Origin of the sequence: Streptomyces synnematoformans, assembly GCF_039531005.1 — a bacterium.
Lineage (GTDB): Bacteria > Actinomycetota > Actinomycetes > Streptomycetales > Streptomycetaceae > Streptomyces > Streptomyces synnematoformans.
On sequence record NZ_BAAAPF010000153.1, the window covers coordinates 1 to 16,354 of the forward strand.

At 76.2% G+C, this 16,354-nt stretch carries 16 protein-coding genes; 11 read left to right on the forward strand and 5 right to left on the reverse strand.

Translation table 11 applies throughout. The features are described from left to right. Window positions 1-330 precede the first annotated feature (330 nt). Window positions 331-792, forward strand: a complete 462-nt coding sequence (locus ABD317_RS21390; protein ID WP_344291546.1) for a MaoC family dehydratase — start codon at window positions 331-333, stop codon at window positions 790-792. Here ABD317_RS21390 and ABD317_RS21395 read toward each other — a convergent pair. Next, complete coding sequence (locus tag ABD317_RS21395; protein ID WP_344291547.1) at window positions 783-1,424, reverse strand: TetR/AcrR family transcriptional regulator; 642 nt, start codon at window positions 1,422-1,424, stop codon at window positions 783-785. The genes ABD317_RS21390 and ABD317_RS21395 overlap by 10 nt on opposite strands. A gap of 200 nt (window positions 1,425-1,624) precedes the next feature. Here ABD317_RS21395 and ABD317_RS21400 point away from each other — a divergent pair, with 200 nt between their 5' ends. Next, the gene (locus tag ABD317_RS21400) at window positions 1,625-2,272 is read left to right on the forward strand and encodes a TetR/AcrR family transcriptional regulator (RefSeq protein ID WP_344291548.1); all 648 of its coding nucleotides are present in this window, start codon (window positions 1,625-1,627) and stop codon (window positions 2,270-2,272) included. Between the two features lie 70 nt (window positions 2,273-2,342). Then, on the forward strand, window positions 2,343-2,861 hold the full coding sequence (locus ABD317_RS21405; RefSeq protein ID WP_344291549.1) for a DUF402 domain-containing protein: 519 nt from the start codon (window positions 2,343-2,345) through the stop codon (window positions 2,859-2,861). A 60-nt stretch (window positions 2,862-2,921) separates the two neighbouring features. On the opposite strand, the gene ABD317_RS21410 is transcribed toward ABD317_RS21405, so the two are convergent. Continuing rightward, on the reverse strand, window positions 2,922-4,157 hold the full coding sequence (locus ABD317_RS21410; RefSeq protein ID WP_344291550.1) for a tannase/feruloyl esterase family alpha/beta hydrolase: 1,236 nt from the start codon (window positions 4,155-4,157) through the stop codon (window positions 2,922-2,924). 188 nt (window positions 4,158-4,345) lie between these two features. Here ABD317_RS21410 and ABD317_RS21415 point away from each other — a divergent pair, with 188 nt between their 5' ends. The 5 genes from ABD317_RS21415 to ABD317_RS21435 all read left to right on the forward strand — a co-directional run bounded on the left by ABD317_RS21415 (window position 4,346) and on the right by ABD317_RS21435 (window position 9,499). Further along, on the forward strand, window positions 4,346-5,416 hold the full coding sequence (locus ABD317_RS21415; protein WP_344291551.1) for a sensor histidine kinase: 1,071 nt from the start codon (window positions 4,346-4,348) through the stop codon (window positions 5,414-5,416). Continuing rightward, a complete protein-coding gene (locus tag ABD317_RS21420) occupies window positions 5,410-6,021 on the forward strand; it encodes a response regulator transcription factor (RefSeq protein ID WP_344291552.1) in 612 nt (203 codons plus the stop codon). The genes ABD317_RS21415 and ABD317_RS21420 overlap by 7 nt, the downstream gene beginning before the upstream one ends. A gap of 205 nt (window positions 6,022-6,226) precedes the next feature. Further along, complete coding sequence (locus ABD317_RS21425; protein WP_344291553.1) at window positions 6,227-7,438, forward strand: MalY/PatB family protein; 1,212 nt, start codon at window positions 6,227-6,229, stop codon at window positions 7,436-7,438. Then, window positions 7,435-8,943, forward strand: a complete 1,509-nt coding sequence (locus ABD317_RS21430) for an amidase (protein ID WP_344291554.1) — start codon at window positions 7,435-7,437, stop codon at window positions 8,941-8,943. The genes ABD317_RS21425 and ABD317_RS21430 overlap by 4 nt, the downstream gene beginning before the upstream one ends. A 19-nt stretch (window positions 8,944-8,962) precedes the next feature. Continuing rightward, on the forward strand, window positions 8,963-9,499 hold the full coding sequence (locus tag ABD317_RS21435) for a GNAT family N-acetyltransferase (RefSeq protein WP_344291556.1): 537 nt from the start codon (window positions 8,963-8,965) through the stop codon (window positions 9,497-9,499). A 128-nt stretch (window positions 9,500-9,627) separates the two neighbouring features. On the opposite strand, the gene ABD317_RS21440 is transcribed toward ABD317_RS21435, so the two are convergent. Then, complete coding sequence (locus tag ABD317_RS21440) at window positions 9,628-10,716, reverse strand: Zn-dependent alcohol dehydrogenase (protein ID WP_344291557.1); 1,089 nt, start codon at window positions 10,714-10,716, stop codon at window positions 9,628-9,630. A 76-nt stretch (window positions 10,717-10,792) separates the two neighbouring features. Next, entirely contained in the window at window positions 10,793-12,211 is a 1,419-nt protein-coding gene (locus ABD317_RS21445; RefSeq protein WP_344291558.1) for an aldehyde dehydrogenase family protein, read from the reverse strand. Window positions 12,212-12,411: 200 nt separating this feature from the next. Between ABD317_RS21445 and hmgA the strand changes: the two genes are divergently transcribed. After that, on the forward strand, window positions 12,412-13,764 hold the full coding sequence (gene hmgA / locus ABD317_RS21450) for a homogentisate 1,2-dioxygenase (RefSeq protein WP_344291560.1): 1,353 nt from the start codon (window positions 12,412-12,414) through the stop codon (window positions 13,762-13,764). Beyond that, window positions 13,761-14,513 carry a GntR family transcriptional regulator gene (locus ABD317_RS21455; RefSeq protein ID WP_344291562.1) on the forward strand — a complete coding sequence of 251 codons (753 nt, stop codon included), beginning with the start codon at window positions 13,761-13,763 and terminating at the stop codon, window positions 14,511-14,513. The genes hmgA and ABD317_RS21455 overlap by 4 nt, the downstream gene beginning before the upstream one ends. A gap of 76 nt (window positions 14,514-14,589) precedes the next feature. On the opposite strand, the gene ABD317_RS21460 is transcribed toward ABD317_RS21455, so the two are convergent. After that, window positions 14,590-15,489, reverse strand: coding sequence for an aldo/keto reductase (locus ABD317_RS21460; protein ID WP_344291563.1), 900 nt, complete (start codon window positions 15,487-15,489; stop codon window positions 14,590-14,592). Window positions 15,490-15,630: 141 nt separating this feature from the next. Here ABD317_RS21460 and ABD317_RS21465 point away from each other — a divergent pair. After that, on the forward strand, window positions 15,631-16,354 hold a 724-nt coding region (locus ABD317_RS21465; RefSeq protein WP_344291564.1), incomplete at its 3' end, for a type ISP restriction/modification enzyme.

The window sequence follows — 16,354 nt, forward strand, 5'->3', positions numbered from 1 at the left end:
GCCCTCGCGGCGTCGAGGTCGTTGACGACGACCCGGGTGCCGCCGGCGGCGAGCAGACCGCCAGCGCGGCGCCGATGCCGGCGCCGCCCCCGGTCACCACTGCCCGCGCGTCCCGCACGCTGCCCACGTCGCCCGCCTTCCCACGGTTGCCGGTGAGGGGCAGACTAACCGGTCGGTATGCGACGGGGAAGCCCTCGGCGTGGCGCCCGGCGCGGCCCGCGGGCTGCTCGCCGCCCCGGCGGCGCCTCCGTTGACAGCGGCCCGCGGCGCGACCATGCTAAGCAATCGCTTAGACAATCCGTACGCCCTCGCCCGCCCGGGAGGCACGCCATGGCAGAGCCCCGCACGTTCACCTCGGCCGAGGAGCTGAAGGACGCCGTGGGCGAGCAGTTGGGGTACACGGAGTGGGTAGAGGTCGACCAGCGGCGCGTGGACCTGTTCGCCGAGGCCACCGGCGACCACCAGTGGATCCACGTCAACCCGGAGCGGGCCGCCGCGGGCCCGTTCGGCGGCACCATCGCCCACGGCTACCTCACGCTCTCGCTGCTGCCGCTCTTCGCCCCGCAGCTCGTCGAGGTCGCCGGTGTGCGCATGGGCGTCAATTACGGCACCAACAAGGTGCGCTTCCCCGCCCCCGTCCCGGTGGGCTCCCGGCTGCGCGCGACCGCCACGATCACGGACGTCGCCGAGGTCCCGGACGGCGTGCAGCTCGCCGTGCGGTACACGGTCGAGCGCGAGGGCGGCGAGAAGCCCGTGTGCGTCGCGGAGTCGGTGTCCCGCTACTACTTCTGACTACTGCTCCCGGCGTCCCGCCCGCCGGGCGCCGCGACCATCCGGCCGACCAGGCCCGCGTACAGCTCCCCCAGCTCGTCCGGCGACCTGCTGCCCGCCGCGCTGAACCACCGGGCCACGTCCACGCACAGCGACAGCACCGCCAGCGCCGTCCCCGGCACGTCGGCCACCGCGAACTCGCCGTCCCGCACGCCGTCCTCGATGATCCCCCGCAGCAGCCGGTCGATGTCCCGGCGCAGCGCGACGATCTCCGCGTAGTGCTCCTCGCCGAGCGCGGCCAGTTCGTACTGCACGACGCGCGCCGTCGTGTGGTGCTCCGCGTGCCAGCGCGCGAAGGCCCGTACGGCACGTGCCAGCCGCTCCCCCGCCGCGCCCTCGGACTCCGCCGCCGCGGCGATGATCCCGCGGGCCCGCTCGTGGCCGACGCGGCTGATCCGGAAGAGCAGGTCCTCCTTGGTCCTGAAGTGGATGTACAGCGCGGCAGGGCTCATCCCGGCGCGGCCGGCGATGTCGCGGGTGGTGGTGGCGTGGTAGCCGCGCTCCGCGAAGGCCTCGACCCCCGCGGTGAGCAGCCGCTGTGCCGCCTCCGGCTCGACGTCGCCCCAGGCCGCGGTCTCCTGGACGTCCTGCATGCTCGCTCTCCGCTCTCCCGGGTGCAGCGGGAACACCCTACCCCCGAAGCTGAGCAAGCGCTTAGGCCGTGCCCACCGGGCGGGACCCCCGGGCCCGCGCCCGCCGGCCGTACACCCGGCCATGCACCCGGGCCGCGCACCCGGCCGTGACCTCGACATCGTCGCCGCCGGCTTCCGGCCGCCGTCCTAAAATGTGCCGCATGGCCCGCCCCCGCACGCCCCTGCTGAGCCGTGCCCGCATCGTCGCGGCGGCGCTCGCGCTGGTCGACGCCGAAGGGCTGCAGGCTGTGTCGACCCGGCGGCTCGCGGCCGAGCTGGGGGTCAGCGGGCCGTCGCTGTACAACCACTTCACGACCAAGGACGAGCTGCTGGACGCCGCCGTCGACGCCGTCGTCGCGGAGGTCGACCTGTCGATGTTCGAGGACGGCACGCCGTGGCCGCGGGCGCTGCTGGCCTGGGCCCGGTCGTACCGGGCGGCGCTGGCCGCGCACCCGAACATCGTGCCCGTGCTCGCCCAGGGCCCCGGCCGCAGGCCGGCGGCGCTGCGGCTGGCGGACGCCGTGTTCGGCGGCATGGTCGAGGCGGGCTGGCCGCCGGCGCAGGCCACCCACATCGGCGCGCTGATGCGGTACTACGTGGCCGGATCGGCGCTCGGTTCGTTCGCGGGCGGCTTCGTCGCCGACCCCGCGGCGTACGACCCGGCGGACTACCCGCACCTCGGCCGGGCGCACCTGCTGGCGGAGCACCGGCGGGAGGTCGACGAGGGCGCGTTCGAGACCGGGCTGCGGGCGCTCGTGGACGGGCTGCGCCTGCAGTTCGCCCAGCTCAGCGGGCAGCCGTCGGGCTGACGCCGGGGGCGTGCCGGAGCCGGTGCGGGGGCGGCGCCGGGCGGTGCGGGGCCGGGGCTATGATCCCGCAATGGCCGACCTGGTACGCGTGATCTACCGCAAGTACGACGGCACCCTCCACTGGAACTCGACCATGCGCCGCCTCGGCGAGGACGAGCACGGCGTCTGGCTCGGCCAGCCGGCCGGCGGCACGACGCGCAAGGGCACCGGGCCGCCGGTGCCGGTCGAGTGCGCGCACGTGGCGCTCTTCCCCCGCGACGCCTGGTGGACCGCCGAGTTCAACGCCCCGCCGCGGCGCACCGACCTGTACGCGGACGTCACCACCCCGCCGCGGTGGCGCTCGGCCGCGGAGGTGACCATGGTCGACCTGGACCTCGACGTCGCCCGGCGGCGCGGGGAGCGGGAGCCGCGGCTGCTGGACGAGGACGAGTTCGCCGAACACCGGGTGCGGTACGGCTACGCGGCGGAGACGGTGGCGCGGGCGACGGAGTCGGCCGCGTGGCTGCTGGCGGCGGTGGCGGAGGGCAGGGAGCCGTTCGCGGGGGCGCACCGGGCGTGGCTGGCGCGGGTGGCGCGGGCTTCGGACTGACTGCCGCGCCCGGCGGGAAGACCGGCGGACCCGTCCGTCAGTCCGTCGCCCCGGACCGCGTCAACGCCGGCACCCGGTCCAGTCCTCCAACTCCTCGAACGCCGCCGTGAAGGCGGGGAGGCCCGGCCGGAAGTCCGGGGAGAGCGCCACCATCCCGTCGGTGTGCACCCCGCCCGGCACCGGGACGGGCCGGTGCAGCCGGGTCCGGCCCGCCTCGGCGACGAGCCCGCGGTACGCCGCGGCGTAACGAGACGGCGGAGTGAGGGCGTCGAGGCTCCCCTGGACGCTGATCAGCGGCCGGGTGAGCCGGCCGGTCAGCGAGAGCCGGTCGATGGCGCGGTGCACGCTGCGGGGGCGGGCCGACAGGTCGTACGCGGCGTCCTCGCCGGCGTAGGCCGGATCGAGTTCGGTACGGACCTGGTGGAGCAGCGGCGTCCACAGCCTCGGAAAGCTGAAGGCCCAGGCGGGCTCGGAGCCCGCCGGATAGCCGGCGGCGAGCAGTTCCGCGTGGGCGGCGGAATCGCCGCGGGCGTAGGCCGGATACGCGCGCACGGCGGGCGCCAGCGTGGTGAGCAGGTTGGTGTCGGAGGTGAAGATCAGCGCGTTCCAGTCCACGCCGCCGGTGTACAGCTCCGGATGGCGCTCCAACTGCCATCGCACCAGGTAGCCGCCGGCCGACAGCCCGGCGGCGTAGGTGCGGCGGGGGGCGTGCCCGTAGTGGCGGGCGAGGGTCGCCCTGGCGGCGCGGGTGAGCTGGGTGACCCGCCGGTGCCATTCGGCGATCGAGGCGCCGGGGCGCCGCCCGCCGGCGGCCGGAGCCGCCCCCGTGTGGCCCTTGTCGGTGGCGGCGAAGGCGTACCCCCGGGAGAGCACCTGGTCCGCGATGATCGGGTCGTTGGCGTACTGCTCGCGGGTGCCGGGCGGCCCGGCGACGACGAGACCGCCGTTCCAGTCACGCGGCAGCCGCAGCACGAACTGGGCGTCGTGCCGCCAGCCGTGGTTGGTGTTGGTCGTGGACCTGTCGGGGAAGTAGCCGTCCACCTGCACACCGGGCACCCCGGACGGGGTGACGGCACCGGGGGCGACGAGCCCCGCCCAGTCCGCCGGATCGGTGTGCCCGCTGCGGGTCGTCCCCGCGGTCGTCAGGTCGTCCAGACACGAGGTCACCGCGTGCTGGGCACCGGGCACGCGGACCCCGCGGCAGCCGTCGGACTGCGCCGCGGCGGGTGCGGCGGGGACGGCGGGGACGGTGAGGGAGAGGAGCAGGGCTGAGGCGCAGAGTCTGACCGGGATCACGAGAAGCTCCTTGTTCGGCCGCGCCGGCCCCGTAGGCCGGACGCACCCTGCGACCGTAGGAACGGCGCCCCGGCCCGCAGAAGTGCGATCCGTCCCCGCCCCGGCCGCCGGAGGGCACGTGTCTTCCGGCACTGCCGCCCGGCTCCGGTCCCGCATAAGCTGCCCCCGGCGTCCCCGGAGGAGGCAGCATGTCGCACCCTGTCCCCTGGGTGCCGCCCGTCCTGTACGGCGCGGTCCTCGTGGGCGGCCTGTACTACGCCGCCATCGGTCCCGGTCTCGGCTGGCGGAGCGCGGCCTTCGCCGCCGCGCTCACCGCCCTGGTCCTGTGGGAGCTGCGCCCCCGCACGAGCGCGGCCGGGACGCGCGCCGAGGTCGCCGCACTGGCGGCGCGGGCGGCGGCGTACGGCGCGGTCGTCGCGCTGGACGTCTCGGGGTTGTCGCGGGTGCTGTTCGTGCTGGTGCCGTTCCTCGGTTACTTCGCCTTCGGCCGCCGGACGGCCGTCTGGCTCGGCGCCGGCTGCGTGTGCGCCGTCGCCGCGGTCTTCACCGCGGCCGTCGACTCGTGGTGGACGCGCGCCGCGTACATCTCGGACCTGCTGATGTTCACCCTCGGTGTGGTCCTGGCGACGACCATGGCGGCCGTCGCGGTCCGGGAGCGGCAGGCGCGGGAGCGGGTGGCGGAGCTGTCCGCCGCGCGCGAACGCAACCGGCTGGCCCGGGAGATCCACGACAGCCTGGGCCACCATCTGACGGCGATCGGCGTCCAGCTGGAGGCGGCCGAGGCGTTCGGCGCCCTCGCCCCGGAGCGGGCGGCCCGGGCGGTGGCCCACGCCCGCCGGTCCGCCGGCCAGGCACTGCACGAGGTCCGCTCGTCGGTACGGGCCCTCGGCGACGGCGGCGAGGCCGAGTTCGGCGGCGCGCTGGAGGAGCTGGTCGCCAGGCTGGACGGGGACGACCGCCGGGTGACGCTCACGGTCACCGGGGCCAGCCGGCGGCCGCCTCTGGTGCTCTACCGGGCCGCGCAGGAGGCCCTGGCCAACGCCTGCCGGCACGCCCACGCCGCACGGATCGCGGTACACGTCGCGTACGACGAGCGGGGGGCCAGGCTGCGGGTCGAAGACGACGGCCGCGGCTTCGACGGCGCCCCCGAGGGCTTCGGACTGCGTGGACTGCGCGAGCGGGTGCGGGCCGCCGGCGGGACCGTCGTCCTCACCACCTCCGCCTCGGGAACCACCCTGGAGGTGGCCGTTCCGTGGTGAGGGTGTTCGTGGTCGACGACCAGGAGCTGGTGCGCGAGGGCATCGTCGCGCTCCTCGGGCTCCAGGACGGCATCGTGGTGGCGGGCGCCGCGGGCGACGGCGGCGAGGCGGTGGCGAAGGCCCCGGACGCCCGGCCCGACGTGATCCTGATGGACGTGCGGATGCCGGAGATGGACGGCGTCGCCGCCACGGAGGTACTGGGCCGCCGGCTCCCCGGCGTGAAGATCCTGATGCTGACGACGTTCGACGACGACGAGTACGTCACCCGCGCCCTGCGCGCCGGAGCTGTCGGCTATCTCCTGAAGAACCTCCCGGCCGCCGACCTGGCCCGCGCCGTGCACCTGGCGCACGCAGGCGTCACCCAGTTCGACGCGTCCGTCGCCGCCCGTGTCCTCGCCGGGCAGCCGGCCCCCGGCCCGCTGACGCCGCGTGAGACCGAGGTGCTGCGGCAGATCGCCGCGGGTGCCTCGAACAAGGAGATCGCCGCCAGGCTCTACCTCAGCGAGGGCACGGTCAAGAACCACATCTCCCGCATCCTCACCCGTCTCGGCCTGCGCGACCGCACCCAGGCCGCGCTGTACGCCCGGGACAACGGCCTGCTGTGACCGGCGCGCGCACCGGCGGGGTGCCCGGCGCCCGCGGACCGCGCGGCCCTCCGGGCCCGTAGCGCCGACCGGCCGGTAACCGCCGCGTGGGTAGGCGTGAAAACGCAGGTCCGCTGTCGGTGGGCCGACTTACCATGGCGGACATGCCCCGATCGCGCAGCCCCCTCGCCCGCCCCGCCCCGCCGCGCCCCGCCGGCGGGCCCCGATGAGCGCCGGGCCGCCGCCGGGCGCCCCGGTGGCGAACCCGCTGCGGGCGCCGACGCTCCCGGAGCTGCGCCGCCGGACGTCGATGAAGTGGCGGGAGTATCCGCCCGACGTGCTGCCCCTCTGGGTCGCCGAGATGGACACCCCGCTCGCGGAGCCCGTCGCCGCGGCAGTGCGGGCGGCGGTCGACCTCGGCGACACGGGGTACGCGACCGTGGGGCCGTACGCCGAGGCGCTCGGGGAGTTCGCGAAGCGGCGCTGGGACTGGCGGATCCCGGCCGACCGGGTCGCCCTCGTGCCGGACGTGATGCTCGGCATCGTCGAGGTGCTGAAGCTGGTCACGGGCCCGGACGACGCCGTCGTCGTCAACTCCCCCGTCTATCCGCCGTTCTACGCCTTCACCGAGAACCTGGGCCGCCGCGTGATCGAGGCCCCGCTCGGCGAGGACCGCCGTCTCGACGCAGTCGCCCTGCGGACGGCGTTCGCCGCCGCCCGCGCGGGCGGCCACCGCGCGGCGTTCCTGCTCTGCAGCCCGCACAACCCGACCGGCACCGTGCACACCGCCGCCGAGCTGGCCCGGGTCGCCGCGCTCGCCGAGGAGCACGGGGTGCGGGTCGTCGCCGACGAGATCCACGCCCCGCTGGTGCCGCCCGGCACCGGCGCCCGGCACGTGCCGTATCTGACCGTGCCCGGCGCCGGGCGCGGCTTCGCGCTGCTGTCGGCGTCGAAGGCGTGGAACCTGGCGGGGCTGAAGGCCGCGGTCGCCGTGGCCGGCGAGGAGTCGGCGGGCGAGCTGGCGCTCCTGCCGGAGGAGGTCTCGCACGGGCCCAGCCACCTCGGGGCCATCGCGCACGTGGCGGCGCTCCGGCACGGCGGCCCGTGGCTGGACGCGCTGCTCGCCGGGCTGGACGAGAACCGCCGGCTGCTCGGGCGGCTGCTGGCGGAGCGGCTGCCCGGCGTGGCGTACCGGGTGCCGGACGGCACGTTCCTGGCCTGGCTGGACTGCCGCGCGCTGGGCGTCGGGGACGACCCCGCGGCGGTGTTCCTGGAGCACGGGCGGGTGGCGCTCGCGTCGGGGATCCTGTTCGGCTCGGGCGGCGCGGGCCACGCGCGGCTCAACTTCGCCACCTCGCCCGAGGTGTTGACCGAGGCGGTGGACCGGATGGCGGCCGCCGTCGCGGCCGCGCCCCAGCGACCGGAAGGCAGGCCATGAGCGACGACGTCACCGAGGACCGGCACGCCGCGGTGCCCGCGGACCGCGCGCCCGCCGACCGCGCACCCGCCGACGGCACCCCCGCCGGCCGGCCGCCCGTCCACGCCTTCCGCGACGACGCCCTCGGCGCGCACGACGCCGTCGCCCTCGCCGCCCTCGTCCGCACCGGCGAGGTCAGCGCCGGGGAGCTGGCGCGCGCCGCCGTCGAGCGCATCCGCCTCGTCGACCCCGAACTGCACGCCGTCGCCGTCCCCGCCTACGACACGTACCGGACGGACGACACGGCCGCCGGCCCGCTCGCCGGCGTGCCCACCCTGCTCAAGGACAACACCGACTACGGCGGCCTGCCCACCGGCCACGGCAGCGCCGCCTTCACGCCCCGCGCCGCGCCCCGGCACGCGCCGTTCACGCGCCAGTTCCTCAGCACCGGCATGACGTTCCTCGGCAAGACCCGGCTGCCGGAGTTCGGCTTCAACGCCAGCACGGAGTACGAGAACGACGAGCCGGTACGCAACCCCTGGCACCCGTCCTACTCCCCCGGCGGCTCCTCCGGCGGCAGCGCCGCGCTCGTCGCCGCCGGCGCCGTGCCGGTCGCGCACGCCAACGACGGCGGCGGCTCCATCCGCATCCCCGCCGCGTGCTGCGGGCTCGTCGGCCTGAAGCCGACCCGCGGCCGGGTCGTGGCCAACGAGATGGGCCGCCGGCTGCCCATCGACATGGTCAGCGACGGCGTCGTCAGCCGGTCCGTGCGCGACACAGCCGCGTTCCTCGCCGCGGCCGAACGGCACTGGCGCAACCCGCGGATGCCCCCGCTCGGCCTGGTCGAGGGCCCGGGCTCGCGCCGGCTGCGCATCGGCCTGGTGGCCGAGTCCCCGACCGGCTCCCCGACCGACGCCGCCACCCGCGCCGCCGTCGCCGCCGTCGCCACCGCGCTGGAGGCGCAGGGCCACACCGTCGAGCCGTACGCGCTGCCGCTCGACGGCCGGTTCGAACAGGACTTCGTCTCGTACTGGGGCCTGCTCGCCTTCCTCGCCGGGGCCGGCGGCCGGTTCATGTACGACCGGCGCTTCGACGCCGGCCGGATGGACGGCCTCAGCAAGGGCCTGCGGTCGACGTACCTGCGCCGGATGCACACCACCCCGGCCGTCCTGCGCCGCCTGCGGCGCGCGGCGGACGAGGCGTACGACGCGGCGCTCACCCGCTACGACGTGCTGCTGTCCCCGGTCCTCGCGCACACCACTCCGCGGCTCGGGCACCTGTCGCCCAACGTCCCCTACGAGGAGCTGCTGAACCGGCTGCGCGCGTACGTGGCCTTCACCCCGATCAACAACATCAACGGCAGCCCCGCCATATCGCTGCCCGCCCCCGCCGCAGAGCCGGCCGCCGCGGGCGGCGTGCCGGTCGGCGCGATGCTCTCGGCGGCCCACGGCGACGAACGCACGCTGCTGGAGCTGGCCTTCGCCCTGGAGGCGGACCGCCCCTGGCGCCGGATCCAGGACGTCTGAAAACGGAGGGGAAAGCGGGATGGTGTGCGGAAAGCTGGTCAAGCTGCGCGCGTTCGAGCCGGCAGAGGCGGACGCGCTGTGGCGGTGGAACCACGACCCGGACGTAATGCGCTGGATGGACGACGGCTACGCGGCGTCCGCGGCCCAGGTCAGGCGGCGGCTGGAGGAGCGCCCGTCGAACTCGTACGGCGACGTCCTCTACGCCGTCGAGGTGCTGGCCGACGGCGCCCTGATCGGCCTCGTCCGGCTGCGCGACGCCGAACCGGAAACGGGGGTGGCCGAGCTTGACCTCTACCTCGGCGAGAAGGACTACTGGGGCCGTGGCTACGCCACGGACGCGCTGCGGTCGATGTGCCGCTTCGGCTTTGAGGACATGCGGCTGCACAAGATCTCGCTGACGGTCGTGACCGAGAACCACGCGGCGATCAGCGTCTACAAGAAGGCCGGGTTCGTGGAGGAGGGACGGCTGAGGTCCGTCTTCCGGCGGGACGGGCGCTGGTACGACCAGTTCACGATGGGTCTGCTGGAGGGCGAGCTGCTGGACGACAGGCCCTGACCGGTGCCGCGGCTGCGCGCGATGCGGGTCGGTGCCGGTCGTGCCGCCCTCACCGCGGGCGCGGCGCCCGGCCGGCGCGCGGTCGCCCGTGCCGGCGCCCTGGAGCCGGGCACGGACCGCCCGCGGGGTCAGAAGACGACGAGTGTGCGGGCGCCGTGGCCGGCGAGCATCGCGTCGAACGCGGCCGGGATGCCGTCGAGCCCGATGTGCTCGGTGACGAGCCCGCCGAGGTCCAGCGCCCCGCCGCGTACGTGCGCCGCGATCGCGGGCAGGTCGCGGGCCGGGTCGCTGTTGCCGTAGACGCAGCCGGACAGGGTGCGGCCGAAGTAGAAGAGTTCCAGCGCGGAGAACGTCACCCGGTCGTCCTGGCCGCCGATGCCGACGACCGTCGTGCGCCCGCCGCGGCGGGTGCAGGACCAGGCGGTGCGTATCGTGTCCGCCCGGCCGACGCACTCGATCGCCACGTCGGCGCCGACGCCGGCCGTGAGCGTGCGGATCCGCTTCGCGGTGTCGCGCTCCGCGCCGGGCTCGGCGAGGACGAAGTCGGTGGCGCCGGCGGCGCGGGCCAGTTCCTCCTTCGCCGGCGACACGTCCACCGCCACGAGCGGGCCGGCGCCCGCGATCCGGGCGGCCTGCAGCACGGCGAGCCCCACGCCGCCGGCGCCGAAGACGGCCACCGACTCGCCGGCCCGTACCGCGGCGGCGTGGTGCACGGCGCCCCACCCGGTGAGCACGGCGCAGCCGAGGAGCGCGGCGTCGGTCAGCGGCACCCCGGCGGGCAGGGGCAGGACGGCGTGCGCGGGGACGACGGTCTCCTCGGCGAAGGCGGCGGTGCCCAGGCCGGGGTAGAGCCCGGCGCCGTCGCGGGTGGCGTACGGCTCGGCCGCCGCGGCGCCGGCGGCGGCGCACAGCCACGGCTCGCCGATCCCGCAGTAGTGGCACTCGCCGCAGGACGGCGCCCAGTTGAGCACCACCTCGTCGCCGGCCGCCACGCCGGTGACGCCCTCGCCGGTCTCGACGACGGTGCCGGCGCCCTCGTGGCCGAGCACCGCGGGGGCAGGCTGGCGCAGGGTGCCGTTGGCGAGGGAGAGGTCGGAGTGGCAGACGCCGGCGGCGGCGAGCCGGACGCGCACGCGGCCGGGGCCGGGGGCGGGGAGGTCGATGTCGGCGAGTTCGAGCGGGGAGCCGATCGCGGGCAGGACGGCGGCGCGGGTCATCGAAGGCTCCGTATCTCGGGGGCGGAGGGGCGGGGAGCGCGGGCGGGGGGCGCGGGCCGGGGCGGGGTGTACGGCGTCAGAGCTGGAGGGACTTGGTGTGCAGGAACTCCGCGAGCCCGGCCGTGCCCAGCTCGCGGCCGACGCCCGACTGCTTGTAGCCGCCGAACGGCGCCAGCGGGTTGAACCGCCCGCCGTTGATGTCGACCATCCCCGTCTCCATCCGCCGCGCGAACGCCACCGCCGTCGCCTCGTCGGCCGCCCACACGGCGCCGGCGAGGCCGTAGACGGTGCCGTTGGCGATGCGCAGCGCGTCGTCCTCGTCCTCGTACGGCATGACCGCCAGCACCGGCCCGAAGATCTCCTCCTGCGCGATCGTCATCTCCGGGGTGACGTCGGCGAAGACGGTGGGGCGTACGAAGTAGCCGCGCGACCGGCCGCCGGGGGCGCCGGGCCCGCCCGCGAGCAGCCGGGCGCCCTCCTCGACGCCCCGCTCGATGTAGCCGCGGACGCGGTCGCGCTGGGCGGCGCTGACGACGGGCCCGAGCCGGGTGCCGGGGTCGCGCGGGTCGCCGGGGACGTACTTCGCGACGGCGGTGGCGGCGAGGGTGAGCGCCTGGTCGTACGCGGAGCGGGGGACGAGCATGCGGGTCCAGGCGTTGCAGCTCTGGCCGGAGTTGGCCATGACGTTGGCGACGCCGACGCTGACGGCGCGGGCGAGGTCGGCGCCGGGCAGGATGACGTTCGCGGACTTGCCGCCCAGCTCCAGCGCGACGGGCTTGACCGCGGCGCCCGCCGCCGCGGCGACCGTACGCCCGACGGCGGTGGAGCCGGTGAACGACAGGAAGTCGGTGCCGGGGTGCTCGACGAGCGCCCGGCCGGCCTCGGCGCCGCGTCCGGTGACGACGCCCAGCGCTCCCGGCGGGAGGCCGGCCGCGGCGGCGGCCTCGGCGAAGAGCCGGGCGACCAGCGGGGTGTTCTCGGCGGGCTTGAGCACCACGGTGCAGCCGGCGGCCAGCGCGGGGGCGGCCTTGGCGACGATCTGGTGCAGCGGGTAGTTCCAGGGGGTGATCGCGCCGACGACGCCCACGGGCTCGTGCAGGACCGTGGAGTTGCCGGTCTTCTCCTCGTACGGGTACGAGGCCCCGATCTCCGCGTACGAGGCGGAGACGGCCACCGGCAGCGCGGCGTGCACCTTCCGGCTGAACGCCAGCGGCGCGCCCAGCTCCGCGGTGACCGTCGCGGCGACGTCCTCCGCGCGGGCGGCCAGCGCCTCGCGCAGCGCCCCGAGGCGGGCGGCCGGCTCCGCGGGCGGGGTGGCCGCCCAGCCGGGGAACGCGGCGCGGGCGGCGCCGACGGCGGCGTCCACGTCGGCGGCGGTGCCGGCCGGGACGGTGGCGATGACCTGCTCGTCGGCGGGGTCGGTCACCTCGATGACGTCGCCGCCGGCGGCGGGCCGCCACCGGCCGTCGATGAACATGCCGTCGTGAGCCTGCATCGGTGCGTCTCCCGGTCGCCTCGCGGATGTCCGTCGTGCCGCCCCCAAACTAGCGCCGGTAGTTTTCCGCGCCCAGCCCGCCCGGGCGTGCGGTGGGTCACGTGTGCCGGCTGGCGCCGGCGGCGTACAGCTGAGACCATTCCTATGGTTCTCCATAGGAATGGTTGAGGATTCCGGACGGGAAGGCGGGCGGTACCACCATGACCAGCAACGCAGAGCAGGCGCGCAAGACCGCCGAAGGGCTGTCGTACCTCTCCGGCTTCGGCAACCAGCACAGCACCGAGGCCCTCCCCGGCGCCCTGCCCACCGGCCGCAACTCCCCGCAGCGCGCGCCCCTCGGGCTCTACGCCGAGCAGCTGTCCGGCTCCGCGTTCACCGAGCCCCGCGCCCACAACCGGCGCACCTGGCTCTACCGCATCCGCCCCTCCGCCGCGCACCCCCGCTTCGTCCGCGCGGCCGGCGGCGCCCTGCGCGCCGCCCCGTTCACCGAGGCGGTCCCCGACCCCAACCGGCTCCGCTGGAACCCGCTGCCCGACCCCCCGCCCGGCACCGACTTCCTCGCCGGCCTGTGGACCCTCGGCGGCAACGGCGACGTCACGCAGCGCACCGGCATGGCCATCCACCTCTACGCCGCCAACGCCCCCATGACCCGCGTCTTCTCCGACGCCGACGGCGAACTCCTCGTCGTCCCCGAGCGCGGCGGCCTGCTGCTCCGCACCGAACTCGGCCTGCTGCGTGCCGAGCCCGGCCACGTCGCCCTCATCCCCCGCGGCGTCCGCTTCCGCGTCGAGCCGCTGGAGTCCGGCACCGGGACCGGCGCCGGCGCCACGGTGCGCGGCTACGTCTGCGAGAACTACGGCAGCCCCTTCACCCTCCCCGACCTCGGCCCCATCGGCGCCAACGGCCTGGCCAACCCGCGCGACTTCCTCGCGCCGGTCGCGGCGTACGAGGAGACGGAGGGCCCGGTCGAGGTCGTCGGCAAGTTCTGCGGCAACCTCTGGACGGCCACGTACGACCACTCCCCGCTCGACGTCGTCGCATGGCACGGCAACCACGTCCCGTACGTCTACGACCTGCACCGCTTCAACGTCATCGGCAGCATCAGCTACGACCACCCGGACCCGTCCATCTTCACCGTCCTCACCTCGCCCACCGACACCCCCGGGCTGGCGGGCGCCGACTTCGTCGTCTTCGCGCCGCGCTGGCTCGTCGGCGAGGACACCTTCCGGCCGCCGTACTTCCACCGGAACGTGATGAGCGAGTACATGGGCCTCGTCGAGGGCGCGTACGACGCCAAGTCCGCCGGGCCGGGCGGCTTCGTCCCCGGCGGCGGCTCGCTGCACAACATGATGTCCGCGCACGGCCCCGACCGGGAGACCTTCGACCGGGCCTCGACGGCGGAGCTGAAGCCGCAGAAGATCGACGACGGGCTGGCGTTCATGTTCGAGACCCGCTGGCCGGTCACGCTCACGCCGCAGGCGCGGGACGCGGAGCACCTGCAGCGGGACTACGACGACGTGTGGCGGGGACTGCGGCGAGAATTCAGGTCATGACCGGCCTCTTCGCCCCCGACTCGCTCCAGCTCAACCGCAAGCTGCCGCTGTGGTACCAGGTGTCGCAGTCCCTGCGCGCCTCCATCCTCGGCCGCCCGCCGGACGCGCCGCTGCGGCTGCCGACGGAGGAGCAGCTCGCCGAGCACTACGGCGTCAGCGTGCTCACCCTCCGCCAGGCCCTCAAGGAACTGGAGGAGGAGGGCCTGATCACCCGGCACCGCCGCCACGGCACGTTCATCGAGGAGACCGCCCGGCGCACCACGCCCGTCCGGCTGCTGGGCTCGGTCGACGCGATCGTGGCCCAGCAGTCGGGCGACCGCACGACGCTCCTCGGCCACGGACCGGCCCCCGTCCCCGCCGGCCTCGCCGCGTACTTCCCGGACCTCGGCGAGGCCGTGACGTACCGCCGCCTCCGCCGCGACGGCGACACCGGCGAGCCGGTCAACTGGGCCGTCAACACCGTCCACCCGGAGGCCGCCGCCCGCATCGACCCGGCGGACCTGGAGCGCTGGCCGATGACGAAGGTCCTCCGCGACCGGGCCGGCATCCGCATCGCCCGGATCACGGACACGGTCACCGCCACCCTGGCCGACCCGGAGACGGTCGAGCTGCTGGGGGTTCCGCTGCTGAGCCCGATCCTGGACTACACGGGCGTCTCGTACGACGACGGCGGCCGGGTGGTGGACGTGGCGCGGATCCGCTACCGGGGCGACCGGTTCTCGTTCAGCGTGACGCTGGAGGCGCCGTAGCGCACACCGCGGCGCCGCAGCCCGGCAGCCCGGCAGCTCGGCAGCGCCGCGGGGGCGGTCCGGCGGCGTCCGGTCGCTACGCCGGCGGCGACAGCAGCTCCACCTCCGCGTCCGTGAGCCGGACCGCCCCCGCGGCGACGTTCTCGGCGACGTGGCCGGGGTCGCCCGTGCCCGGGATGGCGAGGACGTGGGGGCCCTGGCGGAGGGTCCAGGCGAGGCGGACCTGGGCGGGGGTCGCCCCGTGGGCGCGTGCGACAGCACGGACCTGCTCGCTCTCCGCGGCGGCGGGGCCCGCCCCGGCCTCGCGGCCGTCGCCGGCGATGGCGAAGAACGGCACGTAGGCGATGCCCTGTTCGCCGCACGCGCGCAGCAGGGCCTGCTCCTCGGCGTCGGCGCCGATGCCGTAGGCGTTCTGGACGCAGACGACCGGGGCGATCTCTTGCGCCTCGGCGAGCTGGCCGGCGCCGACGTTGGAGACGCCGAGGTGGCGGACGAGGCCGGCGGCGCGGCAGTCGGCGAGGGCGCCGAAGTGGTCGGCCAGAGAGCCGTTCGCGCGGCGGCGGCTGGGCGGGAGGCGGAGGTTGACGAGGTCGAGGTGGTCGCGGCCGAGCTGGCGCAGGTTCTCCTCGACCTGGCCGCGGATCTGCGCGGGCTCGGCCCACTCCCACGCGCCCGACGGGTCGCGGCCGGGCCACACCTTGGTGGCGAGGACGAGGTCGTCGGGGTACGGGGCGAGGGCGGAGTTGATCAGTTCGTTGGCGGCGCGGTGCGGGGAGAAGTAGAACGCGGCGGTGTCGATGTGGTTGACGCCGAGGTCGACGGCGCGGCGCAGCACGGCGTGGGCGCGCGTCCGGCCGCCGGCGTCGGGCTCCGCCGCGGCGGGGAGGCGCATGGCGCCGAGGCCGAGGCGGTTGACGGTGAGGTCGCCGAGCCGCCAGGTGCCGGCGGCGTCCGCGGTGATCGCTGAGGAGGCCATGGACGGAGTCTGGCACGGGGCGTTCCGGGTGCCGGAGGCCGGATGCGGGGACGCGGGGATGTCGCACGCGGATCGTAGGATGCGAAGCGCCCTGCGGGCGGCTCGGCACGGGCGGCCCGGGAGTCGAGGGGAGGACGCGGAATGGGTGGTTCGGCGGACAGCGGCCCGCCCGTGGCGGAGGCGGCCGCTCCGGCGACGGACCCGAGGGCCCCGGCGGAACCAGAGGCTGCGGAGCCCTCGGCGCCCGCGGGCGCGGAGGCAGCCACGAATGCCGGGGAAGGCGCACTCGCGGAGACCGGCCCGCCCCCGGCGGCAAAGCCGCGGCGCGGGAAGCGCCGGACGCCGGCGGCGGACACGCCGCCCGCCGCAGCCGCAGCAGAGGAGCGGACACCGCCCGAAGAGCCGCCCCCCGACGGCCGCTCCGCCCCGCTGCTCGCCGACCTCATGCCCTGGTCGGTCGCCCCGCTGCGGCTCGGCCGGGGGTGGGTGATGGCGCCCGACACCGCGTCGCTGCGCGCCCGGTGGGACGCGCTCGTACGGGCCGAAGGCGCCGACCGGGACGCCCTGTTCCGCCCGACCCGGGCGCGGACACCGCGGAGCGCCGTGGCCCAGCTGCCCGGGCGCGCCGCCGGGACCGGGCGGCTCGCGCGGGAGCCGGGGCCGTGTCCCGAGCCGGTGCGGGTGCTGCACGGCGCGTACGACCGGCAGTGGCTCATCCCCGACAACCGGCTCCTCGACGCCGCCCGGCCCGAGCTGTGGCGCGTCGCCGACGACCGGCAGCTGTTCGCCGTCGAGCCGGGCTACGTGGCGCCACCGGGCGCGGGCGGCTCCGGCGGGCTCGCGGTCGTCCCGTCCGCGCTGCTGC